Below are 16,641 nucleotides of genomic sequence, written 5' to 3' on the forward strand. Positions count from 1 at the left end.
GGCGGGCAGGGTCACCGGAGACCGGCCACCGCGGCCGGGGACCGGTCCGGGGCGGTCTCCTCGGGCAGCCCGGCGAAGAGGTCGTCCTCCCAGCCGTACGGGCCGGCGCCCGGGCCCTTCTCGCCGACCGCGAGGGTGAAGTACTCCACGCCCATGAACTCGCCACCGAAGTTGCCGGCGATCGAGTAGAGCCAGGAGTTGGCCGGGATCTGGGTGCCGTGCGCCCGCATCGCGGCCTCCTTGGCCACGTGCTGGTCGGTGGCGTTGATCCGGGCGGCGATCTGGTCGTCCGGGGTGCCGAAGGGCAGGTCGGCGAGGTCCTCGATGCCGCCGAACGGGTTGTCCGAGGACTCGGCGAAGTGCGTCATGCCGGCTTCCATCACGCTGATCGGCATGGCCGTCCAGTAGACCTTGAGCGGGGCGCAGCCCTCGGCGGCGGCCAGTTCGACGGCGCGCATCGCCACCCGGTGCGCCTGGATGTGGTCGGGGTGGCCGTAGAAGCCGTTCGGGTCGTACGTGATCAGCACCTGCGGGCGTACCTCCCGCATGATCTCCACCAGATGCCCGGCGGCCTCGTCGAGGTCGGCCTGCCAGAAGGCGCGGGGGTGCTCGTTGGTCGCGAGCCCCATCATCCCCGAGTCGCGGTAGCGGCCGGCGCCGCCGAGGAAGCGGTGGTCGCTGACGCCCAGCGCGGCGCAGGCGGCGGCCAGCTCGGCGACCCGGTACCCACCGAGCTGGTCGGCCTCGGCTGCGGCGAGCTGCGCCAGCGCCGGGACGTGGATCTCGCCCTCCTCGCCGAGGGTGCAGGTCACCAGCGTGACATGCGCGCCGGCGGCGGCGTAGTGGGCCATCGTCGAGCCGGTGCCGATCGACTCGTCGTCGGGGTGCGCGTGGACCAGCAGCAGGCGGCGGTCGGGCAGCGTCGTCACGACGGTCACTCTAACCGGCGGTTCCGGCCGGGAGTCGTCGACGCGTCCACCCAGGTCGGCCACATCACGCCCGGCACGGCTCTACGATTTGGCCTGTGGACTTTCCGGAGCTGGCCGCCCGCACACGCCGGTTCAGCCACGGCGCGCCGCGTGCTGTCTCCGTGGCCGAGGACGGCTCCCGGGTGATCTTCCTGCGCTCCGCCGGCCCAGAGGATTCGGCGGACGCGCTCTGGCTGCTGGACGTGGCCACCGCCGAGGAGCGGTTGGTCGCCGACCCGGCCACCCTGCTCAGCGACACCGGCGACGCCGCTGTGCTCTCCCCCGGCGAGCGTGCGCTGCGCGAGCGGCTGCGGCTCAGCGCCGCCGGCATCGGTTCGTACGCGCTGGACGCCGCCGGCCGGGTGGCGGTGTTCGCGCTGGCCGGCCGGCTGTTCCGGGCCGACCTGGTGCACGGCGACGTGGTGGAGGTGGCCGCCCACGGCCCGGTGCTGGACCCACGGCCGGACCCGACCGGGCAGCGGCTGGCGTACGTGACCGACGCCGCCGACGGTGTCCGCCGGGGCGAGCTGCGGGTGATCGACCCCGACGGCACCGACACCCTCCTGGCGGGCGAGGACGCCGGGGTGAGCTGGGGCTTGGCCGAGCACATCGCGGCCGAGGAGTTCGGCCGGTTCCGGGGCTACTGGTGGGCGCCGGACGGCCGCTCGGTGCTCGCCGCGCGGGTCGACGAGACCCGGCTGCCCCGCTGGCACCTGCACGACCCGGCCGAGCCGGCGAGCCCGCCGACCGCCGTCGCGTACCCCCGCGCGGGCGGGCCGAACGCGGAGGTCAGCCTGCACCTGCTGGACCTGGACGACGGCTGGGTCGACGTGCACTGGGACCGGGAGACCTACCCGTACCTGACGGCCGTCAGCTGGACCGAGGGCAGCCCGCTGATCACCGTGCTGCGGCGCTCGCAGCAACACGGGCTGGTACTGGCCGTCGACCCGCGGACCGGTGAGACGCAGGTGCACGCCGAGCTGGCCGACCCGCGCTGGGTCGAGCCGATCGCCGGCACACCGGCGCACCTGCCGGACGGCCGCGTGCTGGTCGGCGGCGAGCTGGCCCACGACGGGTACGACGCGCGGTGCCTGTTCGCCGATGGCACCCTGCTCACCCCGCCGTCGCTGTACGTGCGGCGGGTGGTGGGTCGGCTGCCGAACGGCAGCGGCCCGGCGGACCTGCTGGTCGAGGCGAGCGACGGCGAGCCGAGCGAGCGGCACCTGTTCCGGGTCCGGACCACCATCGGCGGCGGGGTGGACGCCCGCCGGCTCACCACCGACTCCGGCTGGCACATCGCCGCCGTGGGTGGGGACGTGCTGGCGGTCGGCGTCGCCTCGCTGGACCACGCCGGGGTGCGGTGGACGGTACGCCGCGGCGACCGGGAGGTGGCCGAGCTGCGCTCGCTGGCCGCCACCCCGCCGTATTCTCCGCTGCCGCTGCTGGAACGGGTGACCGACCGGCGGCTGCCGGCGGCGGTGCTCTACCCGGACAACCATGTGACGGGCCGGCGGCTGCCGGTGCTGCTGGACATCTACGGCGGCCCGGGGCACCAGGAGGTGGTGGCCGCCCGGGCGGCCTGGCTGGAGCGGCAGTGGTGGGCCGAAGCCGGGTTCGCGGTGGTCACCATCGACAACCGGGGTACGCCGGGAGTGGCCCCGTCGTTCGAGAAGGCGATCCACCGGCGGATGGCCGACGTGATCCTGACCGACCAGGTGGACGCGCTGACCGCGCTCGCCGGCAAGCACCCCGACCTGGACCTGGGCCGGGTGGGGGTGCGCGGCTGGTCGTTCGGAGGGTGGCTGGCCGGGCTGGCGGTGCTGCGCCACCCGGAACTGTTCCGGTGCGGGATCGCGGGTGCCCCGGTGACCGACTGGACGCTGTACGACACCGCGTACACCGAGCGTTATCTCGGGCTGCCGGAGGACGGCATGGACGTCTACGCGCACCACTCGCTGGTGGAGATGGCGGCCGAGCCGGTCACCGGGCCGGACCAGGCCCGGCCGTTGCTGCTGGTGCACGGTCTGGCCGACGACAACGTGGTGGCCGCGCACACGCTGCGGCTCTCGGCGGCCCTGCTGGCCACTGGTCGCCCGCACGCCGTGCTGCCGTTGACCGGTGCCACCCACATGGCCGCGAACGGCACCGCCGAGCGCCTGCTTCCGCTGGAGCTCGACTTCCTCCGTACCCACCTGTTCTGACCCCGCGCAAAGGGCGGCCCCCGGTCGACGGCGTTGTCGACCGGGGGCCCGTCCTTGCGGTGTTACGGCTTGACGAAGGCGTTCACGAACGCCGGGTAGCCGAAGACGCTGGAGATGAAGACCCCACCCGCCTTGGACCCGTGCACGTTGTAGGCCACGTCGACGAAGAGCGGCACCACGGGGGCGTGCTCCTTCATGATCCGCTCGTCGAGCTTGCCCCACTCCGGACCCTGGTCGGCCGGGGGCAGCGCCAGGATGCGGTCCATCTCGGCGTTGATCGTCGGGTCGTTGAAGAACGCGCTGTTGCTGTTGCCCTCGGCCTTGATGGTGCGGCCGTCGTAGAGCACCGGCAGGATCGAGGCACCGCTCGGCCAGTCCGCCGCCCAGTTACCGATGTACAGGTCCCAGGGGTTGTCCTTCTTCTTGACCTCGTCGAGCTTCGCGTCGTCCGGAATGTTCCGCAGGGTGATCTTGAAGCCGGCCCGCTCCAGGTTGGCCTTGAGCTGGGCACCCTCCTGCTGCTCGGTCGTGTTGTCGGCGACACCGAGGACCAGCTCCGGCGTCTGGCCGCCGAGCAGCTCCTTGACCTTGTCGACGTTGCCGTTGGCACCCGCCGGGTACGCCTCGTACGCCTTGTAGCCGATGGTGGCCGGCGGCATCAGCGTGGTCAGCGGCGCGGCGACGGTCTGCCCGCCGAGCGCCTTGATCAGGCCCTCGCGGTCGATGGCGTAGTTGAGCGCCTGGCGGATCTTCAGGTCCTTGACGCGCTGGTTGTTGATGACCAACTGGTTGGCGCTCGGGGTCGGCGAGAGGATGCTGCGCGACTTCAGCGAGGCGTCCCCGGCCACCCTGGCGACCAGCGAGGCGGGCACGGCGTTGAAGGCGATCGCGCTCTGGTCGGCACCGTTGTCCGCGATCACCCGGTTGTTGGCGGCGTCCGCCGTCGCGCCGAAGCTCCACACGAACTGGTCCGGGTACTGGTGCCGGACCGGGTCGGTGTTCGGGTCCCAGTTGGGGTTGCGGTCCAGGGTGATCTGCACGCCAACCTGGTTCTTGGCGACCTTGTACGGGCCGGACGAGAACGGCTGCTTGTCCAGGTTGACGCCGGTGTCCTTGTCCGGCGGCAGCGGCGCCGTGGTCGGCAGCGAGACCGCGAACGGGAGGTCACAGCGGGGCTTGGCGAACTCGAAGCGCAGCGTCTTGGCGTCCGGCGTGGTCAGGCCCGGCGGCAGCGACGTCTTGTTCTTCTTGAAGTCCCACTTGGTGTCGAACTCCGGGCTGTCGGCCAGCCACTCCTGGATGTAGGTCGGGCCGCCGGAGAGGTCCGGGTCGAAGGAGCGGGCGATGCCGTACGCGATCTCCTTGGAGGTGATCGGACGGCCGTCCTCGAACTTCACCCCGTCCTTGACCTTGAACTCCCAGACCTTGCAGTCCTTGTTGACGTTGGTGCCCGGCGTCTCGGCCAGGTCTCCGACGAGAACCAGGCCGCCCTTGCCGTCGTCCTTCCAGGTGGTCAGATAGCGAGCGAAGAGCGGGTTCGTCATCAGACCGGCGAACGAGTACGTCCGCTGCGGGTCCAGGTGGGAGATCGGCGTCTCCCGGATGATGGTGAAGGTGCCGCCCTTCGCAGCCCCGCTCACCTCGGCAGCCGGGCCCTGGGACTCCTTGGGGTCGGTCGCGATGACCCCGGTCTGCTGCCGCTCGGTGTCCACCGTGGTGCCCTCGCCCGTGTTCTCCGAGCACGCACCCAATGCCACAACCAGAGCGATTGCGCCGCCTGCGGCGGCCGCCACGCGTAGTCGCATGAAGTACCTCCTTCACCCATGTGCCGTGCGGTTCGCCGGGGCGAGAACCGCCGACGTCTCGAGGATCGTAAAGAAGAAAACCTACGGATTGTGTAACAGTTGTCGATAAATTTCGCCGCCAGCCGGGTGGTGGACACGCCGGCCGACCGCCCGGCTCAGCGCAGCCGGACCCGGGGGTCGATGGCCGCGTAGAGCAGGTCGACCAGCACATTCGCCAGCACCACGAAGACGGCCGCGATCAGCACGGTGGCCATGATCGTGGGTAGGTCACCGGAGCGCACCGCGTCCACCGCCGTGCGACCCAGACCCTGGATGCCGAAGGTCGTCTCAGTGATCACCGTGCCGCCGAGCGCACCGCCGACGTCGAGGCCCGCGATGGTCACCACCGGGGTGATCGCCGCGCGCAGCGCGTGCCGCCCGTACACCTTGGGTTTGGCCAGGCCCTTGGCCCGCGCGGTGCGGACGAAGTCCTCCGACAGGGTCTCCAGCATCTGCGCCCGCGACAGCCGGGCGTAGATGGCCGAGAAGAGGAAGGCCAACGCCACCCAGGCCAGCACCAGCCCACTGGCCCACTTCGCCGGATTGTCGAAGATGGAGGTGTAGCTCGGGACCGGCAGAAGCCGCAGGTTGTAGACGAACACCAGCAGCAGCACCGCGCCCACGAAGTAGAGCTGCAACGAGGCACCGGTCAGCGAGAAGCCGATGGCGGCCCGGTCCAGCCAGGTGCCCCGGCGCAGCGCGGAGACCATGCCCAGCCCCACCCCCAGCAGCAGCCAGAGAATGGCCGCCGGGATCACGATGCTCAGCGTCACCGGCAGCACCCGGGCGATGGTGTCCGAGACCGCCTCGTTGGTGACGTACGACCAGCCCAGGCAGGGCGCGTCACACCGGCCGCCCTGGGCGCTGCCCAGGTCCCGCCCCATGACGATGCCCTTCATGTAGCCGGCGTACTGGCTGATCAGCGGGTCGTTCAGGCCCAGCTCGGTGCGCACCCGCTCCAACCGCTCCGGGTTGCAGTTCTTCGGGCACATGCCGGTGACCGGGTCACGTGGCAGGGCGAAGAACATCAGGAAGGTCAGCACGCTCACCGCGAACAGGGTCAGCGTGGCGGAGAAGAGCCGCTTGATCAGAAATCGCGCCATGGAAAACCCCTACCGGGACGACTTCGGGTCGAGCGCGTCACGCAACGCGTCGCCGAAGAGGTTGAAGGCGAACACCAGCGCGAAGATCATGATGCCCGGGAAGAACACGTACGCCGGGTCGGTCTGGAGGAAGTCCAGACTGCGATAGATCATCCGACCGAAGCTGGGAGTCTCGTCGCTGAGGCCGACGCCGATGAACGACAGCGCGGCCTCGCTGGTGATGAACTGCGGCACCGCCAGGGAGAACGAGACCAGGATCGGGGCCCAGATGTTCGGCAGCAGCTGCCGGAAGAGCATGTGCCCCAGCCCCGCACCGCTGGCCTTGGCCGCCTCCACGAACTCCCGCTCGCGCAGCGCGATCACCTGCCCGCGCACCAGCCGGGCCGTGCTGGTCCAGCCGAACACGGCGAAGACGGCGATCAGCACGCCCACCCCGAAGGCCGACGACACCTGCCCGCGCTCGCCGTAGAAACGCAGCGTCAGGGTGGGGGTGAGCGCCAGCGCGATGATCAGGAACGGCATGGCCAGAGTCAGATCGGTGATCCAGTTGATCACCGCGTCGAGCCAGCCACCGAGGTAACCGGCGAGAGCGCCGAGCACGACGCCGATCGTCGCGGTGATCAGGGCCGCGGCGAACGCGATGAAGAGCGAGGTCCGCAGCCCGTAGATCAGCCGGATGAAGATGTCCCGGCCCAGTCCCGGCTCCAGGCCGAACCAGTGCTCCCCGGTGACGCCGCCGGCGTAGCCCAGCGGCATGCCGAAGCCGTCCAGCAGGTTCTGGAACTGCTCACGCGGGCCGATCCCGTAGACCATCTCGATCAGCGGGGCGGACAGTCCCAGCAGCATGAAGAAGACGAGCAGCACGCCACTGACCACGGCCGTCCGGTCGCGGCGCAGCCGCAGCCAGGCGAGCTGACCGGGTGAACGGCCGACGACGCCCTTCGCCACGGGCTCGCCCCCGCCCGCGCTGGACTCGATCTCGGCCAGCGCCACACCCTCCACCGGAGACAGGCTCACGACGACACCTCCTCGACGACCGCGTCGGTCGACCCCGCGCTGGTGCTGGCCGCTTCCCCTTCGGGGCTCGTGCTTGCTGATTCCCCTTCGGGGCTCGTGCTGGCTGATTCCCCTTCGGGGCTCGTGCTGGCCGCTTCCCCTTCAGGGAAGTGACACGCGGCGGCCTGGTGGCCCCCATCGCGCGGGACCAGCGCCGGCTCCTCGGTCGCGCAGATGTCCTGCGCCTTCCAGCACCGGGTGCGGAACCGGCAGCCCGACGGCGGGCCGAGCGGGGTGGGCACGTCGCCGGTCAGCCGGATCCGGCCCGCCGGGCCGAGCCGGGTGACGTCTGGGATCGCCGAGAGCAACGCCTTGGTGTACGGGTGCTGCGGGCGCTCGTAGATGTCCGCCCGGTCACCGATCTCCACGATCCGGCCCAGGTACATCACCGCGACCCGCTGGCAGAAGTGCCGCACCACGGCCAGGTCGTGGGCGATGAACACGAACGCCAGACCGAGGTCCCGTTGCAGGTCCCGCAGCAGGTTGACCACCTGCGCCTGGATCGAGACGTCCAGCGCGGAGACCGGCTCGTCGGCGACGATCAGCTTCGGCCGCAGGGCCAGCGCGCGGGCGATGCCGATGCGCTGGCGCTGGCCACCGGAGAACTCGTGCGGGTACCGGTTGTAGTGCTCCGGGTTCAACCCGACCAGCTCCAGCAGCTCCTGCACGCGGGCCTTGATCCCGCCCGGCGGCTTGATGCCGTTGACCTGCAACGGCATCGCCACGATCCGGCCGACGGTGTGCCGGGGGTTCAGGGAGGCGTACGGGTCCTGGAAGATGATCTGGAGGTCCTGGCGCAGCGGGCGCAACTCCCGCCGGCCGGCGTGGGTGATGTCCCGCCCGGCGAACTCGATGGTGCCGGCGGTCGGCTCCAGCAGCCGCACCAGCATCCGGCCGGTGGTGGTCTTGCCGCAGCCCGACTCCCCCACCAGGCCGAGTGTCTCGCCCGGTCGCACGTCGAAGTCCAGCCCGTCCACCGCCCGCACCAGGCCGGTGGAGCGCAGCCCCTGGCGTACCGGGAAGTGCTTGGTCAGGCCGCGGACCCGCAGCAACGGCTCGTCGGTCATCGGGCCACCCCCACGGATGCGATGTCCTCGGCGTAGCGCTCGGCGCGCTCCTCGGCGGTCAGGTGACAGGCGACCAGGTGGCCGTCCGCGCCCGCCGGACGCAGCTCGGGCACCTCGGTGCGGGACCGGTCGCCGTTGCGGTCGGCGTACCGGCAGCGCGGGTGGAAGGCGCAGCCGGGCGGCAGGTTGATCAGGCTGGGCGGATTGCCCCGGATCGGCAGCAGGTCCGCGTCCGCGTCGCCGTGCAGCGACGGCACGCTGGAGAGCAAACCCCAGGTGTACGGGTGCTGCGGCGTGCGGAGCACCTGCTCGACGCTGCCCTGCTCGACGGCTCGCCCGCCGTACATCACCAGCACCTCGTCGGCGGCCTGACCGACCACGCCGAGGTCGTGGGTGATCAGGATGATGGCGGAGTGGTACTCGGCCTGGAGGTCGGCGAGCAGGTCCAGGATCTGCGCCTGCACGGTGACGTCCAGCGCGGTGGTCGGCTCGTCGGCGATCAGCAGGGCCGGATCGTTGACCAGCGACATGGCGATCATCGCCCGCTGGCGCATGCCGCCGGAGAACTCGTGCGGGTACTGGTCGAAGCGGCGCGAAGGCTGCGGGATACCCACCCGGTCCAGCATGTCCACCGCCCTCTGGCGGGCCTCCCGCCGGCGGGCCTTCGGGTGGTGCACCCGGTACGCCTCGGCGATCTGCCGCCCCACGGTGTAGTAGGGGTGCAGGGCCGAGAGCGGGTCCTGGAAGATCATTGCCATGTCGCGACCGCGCAGCCGGCGTATCTCCTCGTCGGGGAGGCCCACCACCTGCCGGCCGCCGACGGAGATCTCCCCGGTGATGGTGGTCCGCTTGGCGTCGTGCAGGCCGAGGATGGCCAGCGAGGTGACGCTCTTGCCGGAGCCGGATTCGCCGACGATGCCGAGGGTGCGACCCCGCTCGACGGCGAACGACACGCCGTCGACCGCGCGGACCACGCCGTCCTCGGTGTCGAACCGGACTCGCAGGTCGGTCACCCGTAGGTAGGCGTCCGAGGTGCTGCGCTGCTCCGGCACGGTGGGATGGTCGTCCGGTTCCCCGGACGGCGCCGGATCCGAGCTGTCCACGGCTGCCTCCCTCAGTGACGAAGAGAACTTACAGGAAAGTCCCGAGGGTGAAAATAAGCTACAAAGTCGGCACCTGTCAGCGGGCCCGAGCGTAACGAGTCGGCATCGGCCTGAACACCCCTCACCTCGCCATCCATGGCCATTCATGCCCTGATCGCACGGCGGGTGCGACCACCTTGGCGGCAGCACCGGGAGGATTCCCGCCGGCATGAGGTGGAGTGAAGGCGGTCATCCGGCCGGAGGATCTGCTCGCCTGACGGGCGCCGGTCGGCTCGCTAGGGTCGGTCGCATGACCGAGTTCGACGCGGCCACCGCCGCCGTCCAGGCCGCCCTCGACGCGGGCGCCCGGTACGCCGACGCCCGGGTGATGCACCGTCGCTACGAGTCGATGACCGCGCGCAACGGCGACGTGGAGGAGCTGACCCAGGACGAGAGCATCGGGCTCGGCGTCCGGGCGCTGGTCGGTTCGAGTTGGGGCTTCCACGCCGTACCCGATCTCTCTGACGCCGCCGCCCGCGACGCCGGCCGGCGCGCGGCGCGGACCGCCATGGCGAGCGCGCGGGTGCCCGGCCCACCGGTCGACCTGGTGCCGGTCGAGGCCGTCACCGCGAGCTGGGCCTCCGGCTGCCAGATCGACCCGCTCGGGGTGCCGCTGTCGGACAAGGGCGACCTGTTGGTCGGCGCGACCCGCACGATGGCCGAGCACGGCGCCGACCTGGCCGAGGGGCTGTACCAGATCTGGGACACCGCCAAGTGGTTCGTCTCCAGCGAGGGCCACCGGATCGACCAGCGGATCCGCGAGTGCGGCGGTGGCATCTCGGCCACCTCGATCGGTGACGGCGAGACCCAGCGTCGCTCCTGGCCCAGCTACCGGGGGCAGTACGGGACCACCGGTTGGGAGCTGGTCGAGTCGCTCGACCTGGCCGCGCACGCCGCGCAGATCGCCGAGGAGTCCCGGGCGCTGCTCACCGCACCGCCCTGCCCGGCCGGCGAGACGGATCTGATCCTCGGCGGCGAGCAGTTGGCCCTGCAGATCCACGAGTCGGTCGGGCACGCCATCGAGCTGGACCGGATCCTCGGCTGGGAGGCCGCGTTCGCCGGCACGTCCTGGCTGGACCTGGCCCAGCTCGGCTCGCTGCGCTACGGCTCCGAGCTGATGAACATCACCATCGACCCGACCATCCCGGGCGCGCTGGGCAGCTTCGGCTTCGACGACGAGGGCTCGCCCGCGGTCAAGCGGGACGCGGTCCGTGACGGGCGGTGGGTGGGTGTGCTCGCCGGCCGGGACTCGGCCGCCATGGCCAGCCTCGACTACGGCGGCAGCGTACGGGCCGACGGGTGGGCCCGGCTGCCGATGGTGCGGATGACGAACGTCGGCCTGGAACCCGGCCCGCACACCCTGGAGGAGATCATCGCGGCCACCGACGACGGGGTGCTGATGGACCTCAACCGTTCCTGGTCGATCGACGACAAGCGCCTCAACTTCCAGTTCGGCTGCGAGGTCGGCTGGGAGATCAAGAAGGGGCGGCGGGGGCGGATGCTGCGCAACCCCACCTACACCGGGATCGGCCCGCTCTTCTGGCGCTCAATGGACATGCTCTCCGGCGAGACGGTGCCCTGGGGAACGCCCAACTGCGGCAAGGGCCAGCCGGGCCAGACCGGGCACACCGGCCATCCGTCCGCGCCGGCCCGCTTCCGCAACGTCCGGGTGGGGGTCTCGGCGTGAGCGCGAGGAGTGAGCCGGGTTTGCGAGCCCCGCAGTCGCGAACGAAAGAGGTGTCGGCGTGAGCGCCGGTGGGTTGAGCGAGGTGGAGCTGGCCGGGCAGGTCATCGAGCTGGTCCGGCGGCTCGGTGGCCCGGCCGCGCAGGCCGAGGCGGTGGTGACCCGGGCCGACCTGGCGCTGACCCGGTTCGCCAACTCGGCCATCCACCAGAACGTCGCCGAGTCGACCGTCGGGGTCCGGCTGCGGTTGCACGTGGACGGGCGGACCGCCGCCGGCAGCGGCAGCGTGGTCACCGCCGACGGTCTGCGCGCGCTGGTCGAGCGCACCCTGGCCGCGGCGCGGCTCTGCCCGCCCGACCCTGGCTGGCCGGGGCTGGCCCCGCCCACGCCCGCGCCGGCCGCCCCACCCGTCGACGAGGCCACCGCGCACGCCGAGCCGGATCAGCGGGCCGATCTGGTCCGCGCGTTCGTGGCCGCCGCCGGGGACCTCAGCACGGCCGGCTACTGCCGCACCGCGCACCGCTCGTCGGCGTTCGCGAACTCTGCCGGACACACCGCGCACGGCCGCTCGGTCGAGGCGGCGATGGATGGCATCGCCCGCCGCGACGGCGCGGACGGGGTGGCCCGGCGCTGCGCCGACCGGCTGTCCGACCTCGACGGCGCCGAGTTGGGCGCGCACGCAGCGGCGAAGGCGCAGGCGGCGGCCGACCCGGTCGAGCTGCCCCCGGGGCGCTACGAGGTGGTGTTCGAGCCGGCCGCCGTGGCGGACCTGTTGCAGAACCTCTCCTGGTACGGCTTCAACGGCAAGCGGTACGCCGAGCGGCAGTCGTTCGCCGAGCCGGGGGCGGCCCAGTTCGACCCGACGGTGACCCTGGTGGACGATCCGCTGGGCGCGTCGGGTCTGCCGTTCGACGCCGAGGGCACCGGCCGGCGGGCGCTGACCCTGGTCGAGGCGGGCACGACCCGGGCGGTGGCGCACGATCGGCGGACCGCCGCCGACGCCGGCGCGGAGTCCACCGGGCACGCGGTCGCGGGTGGTGCCACCTGGGGCCCGATGGCCCGCAACCTGCGCCTGTCCGGGGCGGCGGCCGGGCCGGCCAGCGCGGTGGGCCGGAGCACCACCGGCACAACGGCCGGTGCCGTGGTCGATGCGGACACCGCCGCGCTGGTCGCCGGGGTACGCCGAGGGCTGCTGGTCACCGACCTCTGGTACACCCGGGTGCTCGACCCGAAGAGCCTGGTCGTCACCGGGCTGACCCGCAACGGCGTCTGGCTGGTCGAGGACGGCACGGTCGTGCGGGCGGTCCGCGACCTGCGGTTCACCGAGTCGTACCCCCGGGCGCTCGGGCCGGGGGCGGTGCTCGGGCTGGGCGGCCGGCCGGTGCGCCAACCCGACCGGGTGGACGGTGCATGGTGGGCGGCGCCGCCGGTGCGGCTGGCGTCCTGGCACTTCACCGGGGGCGCCTCCGGGTGATCAAGCCCGGTGCCGGCAGTGAAGTTTCTAACAACGCGTCATCGATCAGCGTGACGGGGCTTTCCCGCAGGCCAGACACACGGGACACTCCCTTGCGCGGACGGCCCGCAAAGATCGGCGTAACGTGTGTCACTTAGCTGCGTCGGTCGATCCGGCGTGGTCGTTGGTGTGCGCATGACGTGGCAGCGGGTGCGGGTTCGCCGGTCCGCGTGCCGACCGGAGAAAGATCAGCCCGCCCGTACGGGCCCGTCGAGGAGACGACTCGAATGACTTCAACGGCAACGAGGCCGCGGGGAGCGCGGGCGCGCGCCGCCATCGCGGCGAAAACGTTGCGTACCGACCGCTGGTGGTTGGCCCCACTGATCACCGTGATCGGGCTCAGCGCCTGGGTCGCGTACGCGACGGTCCGGGTCTTCCAGCATGACAACTACTGGGTGGACACGTACCACTACCTGACCCCGTTCTACTCCCCGTGCGTGACCGACCGGTGTGTCGAGGCAGCCTCGCACTTCGGCCGGTTCCTGCCCGGCTGGTGGGTCATCCCGGATGCCGCACTGACCCTGCCGTTCCTGCTGCTGTTCCGGCTCACCTGCTACTACTACCGCAAGGCGTACTACCGGTCGTTCTGGCTGTCCCCGCCGGCCTGCGCCGTGCCGGACGGTCACGCCTCGTACGGCGGTGAGACCCGCTTCCCGCTGCTCGGGCAGAACCTGCACCGCTACTTCTTCTACGCCGCCGCGATCATCTCGCTGATCAACACCTGGGACGCGATCCTCGCCTTCCACTCCCCCAAGGGCTTCGGCTTCGGGCTGGGCAACATCGTCCTGCTGGTCAACGTGGTGATGCTCTGGGCGTACACCATCTCCTGCCACTCCTGCCGGCACATCATCGGCGGCCGGCTCAAGCACTTCTCCAAGCACCCGGTGCGCTACAAGGCCTGGACCTTCGTCTCGGCGTTGAACGTCCGGCACATGCAGCTCGCCTGGATCACCCTCGGCACCCTGGCGCTGGCCGACTTCTACATCATGGCGCTCGCGGCCGAGTGGTTCTCCGACCTGCGGTTCATCAACTAAAGGGCCCCGACATGACCACTACCACGCGAATCGAACGACACCACTACGACGTCGTCGTGATCGGGGCCGGCGGCGCCGGCCTGCGGGCGGCGATCGAGGCCCGGCTCGCCGGCAAGAAGACCGCGATCATCTCCAAGTCGCTCTTCGGCAAGGCGCACACGGTGATGGCCGAGGGCGGCGCCGCCGCCGCGATGGGGAACGTGAACAGCCGGGACAACTGGCAGGTGCACTTCCGGGACACCATGCGCGGCGGGAAGTTCCTCAACAACTTCCGGATGGCCGAGCTGCACGCGAAGGAGTCGCCGCAGCGGATCTGGGAGCTGGAGACGTACGGCGCGCTCTTCGACCGCACCAAGGACGGCAAGATCTCCCAGCGCAACTTCGGCGGCCACGAGTATCCCCGGCTGGCGCACGTGGGCGACCGGACCGGCCTGGAGCTGATCCGCACCCTCCAGCAGAAGATCGTCTCGCTTCAGCAGGAGGACAAGCGCGAGTTCGGCTCGTACGACGCCCGGATCAAGGTGTTCTCCGAGACCACCATCACCGAGCTGCTGCTGGACGGCGACCGGGTTGCCGGCGCGTTCGGCTACTACCGGGAGTCCGGGGAGTTCATCCTCTTCGAGGCGCCGGCCGTGGTGCTGGCCACCGGCGGCGTCGGGCGGTCCTACAAGGTCACCTCGAACTCCTGGGAGTACACCGGGGACGGTCACGCGCTGGCGCTGCGCGCCGGGGCGACTCTGATCAACATGGAGTTCCTCCAGTTCCACCCGACCGGCATGGTCTGGCCGCCCTCGGTGAAGGGCATCCTGGTCACCGAATCGGTACGCGGCGACGGCGGCGTGCTGAAGAACTCCGACGGCAAGCGGTTCATGTTCGACTACGTCCCCGACGTCTTCCGCAAGCAGTACGCGGAGACCGAGGAGGAGGCGGACCGCTGGTACACCGACCCGGACAACAACCGCCGCCCGCCGGAGCTGCTGCCCCGCGACGAGGTGGCCCGCGCGATCAACAGCGAGGTCAAGGCCGGCCGGGGATCCCCCGCCGGCGGCGTCTTCCTGGACATCGCCAGCCGCCGCTCGGCCGACGAGATCCGCCGGCGGCTGCCGTCGATGTACCACCAGTTCAAGGAGCTGGCCGACGTCGACATCACGGCCGAGCCGATGGAGGTCGGACCGACCTGTCACTACGTGATGGGCGGCGTCGAGGTGGACCCGGACTCCGGTGCCGCCTTCGGCCACGTGCGCGGGCTGTTCGCCGCCGGTGAGGTCTCCGGCGGCATGCACGGCTCCAACCGGCTGGGCGGCAACTCCCTGTCCGACCTGCTGGTCTTCGGCAAGCGGGCGGGCGGGCACGCGGCCAGCTACGCCGACGGGCTGGCCGCCCGGCCGAAGGTGGCCGTGGACGCCGTCGAGGCCGCGGTGGAGACCGCGTTGGCGCCGCTGCAACGCGACACCGGCGAGAGCCCGTACACCCTGCAGCAGGACCTGCAGGCGGTCATGGGCGATCTGGTCGGCATCATCCGCAGAGAGGGCGAGCTGGCCGACGCGCTGGGCCGGCTGGCCGAGCTGCGGGAGCGGGTCGCCAAGGTGAGCGCGGCCGGCGGCCGGCGCTACAACCCGGGCTGGCACCTGGCACTGGACCTGCGCAACATGCTGGTGGTCTCGGAGTGCACCGCGAAGGCGGCGCTGGAGCGGCAGGAGTCGCGCGGCGGGCACACCCGGGAGGACTATCCGGCGATGGAGCCGAAGTGGCGGCAGGTGAACCTGGTCTGCGCGCTGGACGGCGACGCCGTGCGGCTGACCCGTAAGCCGCTGCCGAAGATGCGGCCGGAGCTGATCGGCCTCTTCGACCGGGCGGAGCTGGCCAAGTACCTCACCGACGAGGAGCTCGCCGACTTCGACGCCCTCGTCGTCGACGCTGGAGAGGCGGACAACCGATGAGCGCGAAGCGTCAGTTCCGGATCTGGCGGGGCGACGAGACCGGCGGGGACCTGCAGGACTACATGGTCGAGGTGAACGAGGGCGAGGTGGTCCTCGACGTCATCCACCGGTTGCAGGCCACCGACGCGCCCGACCTGGCCTGCCGGTGGAACTGCAAGGCCGGCAAGTGTGGCTCCTGTTCCATGGAGATCAACGGCAAGCCGCGGCTGGGCTGCATGACCCGGATGTCGACCTTCGGTGACGAGGAGACCGTCACGGTCACCCCGCTGCGCACCTTCCCGGTGATCCGGGACCTGGTCACCGACGTCTCGTTCAACTACGAGAAGGCCCGGGAGACGCCCGCGTTCGCCCCTCCGGCGGACGTGGCCCCCGGCGACTACCGGATGCAGCAGGTCGACGTCGAGCGCTCGCAGGAGTTCCGCAAGTGCATCGAGTGCTTCCTGTGCCAGACCGTCTGCCACGTGATCCGCGACCACGACGAGAACAAGCAGGCGTTCTCCGGGCCGCGGTACTTCATCAGGGCGGCCGAGCTGGACATGCACCCGCTGGACGCCCGGACCGACCGCAAGGAGTACGCACAGGCTGAACAGGGCCTCGGCTTCTGCAACATCACCAAGTGCTGCACCGAGGTCTGCCCCGAGCACATCAAGATCACTGACAACGGGATCATCCCCATGAAGGAGCGGGTCGTAGACCGCAGGTACGATCCCCTTGTGTGGCTTGGTAGCAAGATCTTCCGTCGGGGCGAGACGCCCCAGACCAGCGTGACCACCGCCCGTCAGGGCTCGGCGACCTCGCCGGGCGCGGCCGGGGGCGGGGTGCACTCGCACGCGGGCCGTTCGCACGACCCGCAGGCCGAGGCGCAGGCGCAGAGCGGCGTCAACTGGCAACGGGAGGTGCCCCACCCGACCGCGCCAGCGGTCGACGACCGGGGCAAGCTGCCGCTGACCGAGCTCACCTTCGACCGGGCCGCCGCGCCGTCGCCGTTCGGCGACGACGTGACCTTCCCGCTGCCTCCGGAGCACCTCAACTTCGCCCACCCGGAGCAGGACAAGCACTGAGCACGACCACCAGGACGGGGGCCCACCG

At 71.2% G+C, this 16,641-nt stretch carries 12 protein-coding genes; 6 read left to right on the forward strand and 6 right to left on the reverse strand.

What is annotated here, in order from left to right; translation table 11 throughout:
• Positions 1-11: 11 nt before the first annotated feature.
• Positions 12-938, reverse strand: a complete 927-nt coding sequence (gene mshB / locus OG470_RS01995; RefSeq protein ID WP_328420152.1) for an N-acetyl-1-D-myo-inositol-2-amino-2-deoxy-alpha-D-glucopyranoside deacetylase — start codon at positions 936-938, stop codon at positions 12-14.
• An 86-nt stretch (positions 939-1,024) separates the two neighbouring features.
• Here mshB and OG470_RS02000 point away from each other — a divergent pair, with 86 nt between their 5' ends.
• Positions 1,025-3,169, forward strand: coding sequence for a S9 family peptidase (locus tag OG470_RS02000; protein WP_328420154.1), 2,145 nt, complete (start codon positions 1,025-1,027; stop codon positions 3,167-3,169).
• Positions 3,170-3,231: 62 nt separating this feature from the next.
• Here the strand turns inward: OG470_RS02000 and OG470_RS02005 are convergent, their stop codons facing one another.
• The 5 genes from OG470_RS02005 to OG470_RS02025 all read right to left on the reverse strand — a co-directional run bounded on the left by OG470_RS02005 (position 3,232) and on the right by OG470_RS02025 (position 9,291).
• On the reverse strand, positions 3,232-4,974 hold the full coding sequence (locus tag OG470_RS02005) for an ABC transporter substrate-binding protein (protein ID WP_328420156.1): 1,743 nt from the start codon (positions 4,972-4,974) through the stop codon (positions 3,232-3,234).
• 155 nt (positions 4,975-5,129) lie between these two features.
• Positions 5,130-6,116, reverse strand: a complete 987-nt coding sequence (locus tag OG470_RS02010) for an ABC transporter permease (protein ID WP_328420158.1) — start codon at positions 6,114-6,116, stop codon at positions 5,130-5,132.
• A gap of 9 nt (positions 6,117-6,125) precedes the next feature.
• A complete protein-coding gene (locus tag OG470_RS02015; RefSeq protein ID WP_328420160.1) occupies positions 6,126-7,133 on the reverse strand; it encodes an ABC transporter permease in 1,008 nt (335 codons plus the stop codon).
• A complete protein-coding gene (locus tag OG470_RS02020; protein ID WP_328420162.1) occupies positions 7,130-8,239 on the reverse strand; it encodes an ABC transporter ATP-binding protein in 1,110 nt (369 codons plus the stop codon). Before OG470_RS02020 ends, OG470_RS02015 begins: the two co-directional genes overlap by 4 nt.
• Entirely contained in the window at positions 8,236-9,291 is a 1,056-nt protein-coding gene (locus OG470_RS02025; protein WP_328426093.1) for an ABC transporter ATP-binding protein, read from the reverse strand. The genes OG470_RS02020 and OG470_RS02025 overlap by 4 nt, the downstream gene beginning before the upstream one ends.
• A 340-nt stretch (positions 9,292-9,631) precedes the next feature.
• Between OG470_RS02025 and OG470_RS02030 the strand changes: the two genes are divergently transcribed.
• The 5 genes from OG470_RS02030 to OG470_RS02050 all read left to right on the forward strand — a co-directional run bounded on the left by OG470_RS02030 (position 9,632) and on the right by OG470_RS02050 (position 16,613).
• The gene (locus OG470_RS02030; protein ID WP_328420164.1) at positions 9,632-11,068 is read left to right on the forward strand and encodes a TldD/PmbA family protein; all 1,437 of its coding nucleotides are present in this window, start codon (positions 9,632-9,634) and stop codon (positions 11,066-11,068) included.
• Between the two features lie 58 nt (positions 11,069-11,126).
• On the forward strand, positions 11,127-12,539 hold the full coding sequence (locus OG470_RS02035; RefSeq protein ID WP_328420166.1) for a TldD/PmbA family protein: 1,413 nt from the start codon (positions 11,127-11,129) through the stop codon (positions 12,537-12,539).
• A 266-nt stretch (positions 12,540-12,805) separates the two neighbouring features.
• Positions 12,806-13,612: a hypothetical protein gene (locus tag OG470_RS02040; RefSeq protein WP_328420168.1), complete on the forward strand. Its 807-nt coding sequence runs from the start codon at positions 12,806-12,808 to the stop codon at positions 13,610-13,612.
• 11 nt (positions 13,613-13,623) lie between these two features.
• Entirely contained in the window at positions 13,624-15,552 is a 1,929-nt protein-coding gene (locus tag OG470_RS02045; RefSeq protein ID WP_328420170.1) for a fumarate reductase/succinate dehydrogenase flavoprotein subunit, read from the forward strand.
• A complete protein-coding gene (locus OG470_RS02050; RefSeq protein ID WP_328420171.1) occupies positions 15,549-16,613 on the forward strand; it encodes a succinate dehydrogenase/fumarate reductase iron-sulfur subunit in 1,065 nt (354 codons plus the stop codon). The genes OG470_RS02045 and OG470_RS02050 overlap by 4 nt, the downstream gene beginning before the upstream one ends.
• The last annotated feature ends 28 nt before the right edge of the window (positions 16,614-16,641 follow it).

It is taken from the genome of Micromonospora sp. NBC_00389 (assembly GCF_036059255.1).
GTDB lineage: Bacteria > Actinomycetota > Actinomycetes > Mycobacteriales > Micromonosporaceae > Micromonospora.

What these genes read in the sequence shown, in the direction of transcription:
- OG470_RS02030 (WP_328420164.1), top strand. Translation starts at nt 9,632, where the DNA reads ATGACCGAGTTCGACGCGGCCACCGCCGCCGTCCAGGCCGCCCTCGAC.
- OG470_RS02040 (WP_328420168.1), top strand. Translation starts at nt 12,806, where the DNA reads ATGACTTCAACGGCAACGAGGCCGCGGGGAGCGCGGGCGCGCGCCGCC.
- OG470_RS02045 (WP_328420170.1), top strand. Translation starts at nt 13,624, where the DNA reads ATGACCACTACCACGCGAATCGAACGACACCACTACGACGTCGTCGTG.
- OG470_RS02050 (WP_328420171.1), top strand. Translation starts at nt 15,549, where the DNA reads ATGAGCGCGAAGCGTCAGTTCCGGATCTGGCGGGGCGACGAGACCGGC.
- OG470_RS02010 (WP_328420158.1), bottom strand. Translation starts at nt 6,116, where the DNA reads ATGGCGCGATTTCTGATCAAGCGGCTCTTCTCCGCCACGCTGACCCTG.
- OG470_RS02020 (WP_328420162.1), bottom strand. Translation starts at nt 8,239, where the DNA reads ATGACCGACGAGCCGTTGCTGCGGGTCCGCGGCCTGACCAAGCACTTC.
- OG470_RS02005 (WP_328420156.1), bottom strand. Translation starts at nt 4,974, where the DNA reads ATGCGACTACGCGTGGCGGCCGCCGCAGGCGGCGCAATCGCTCTGGTT.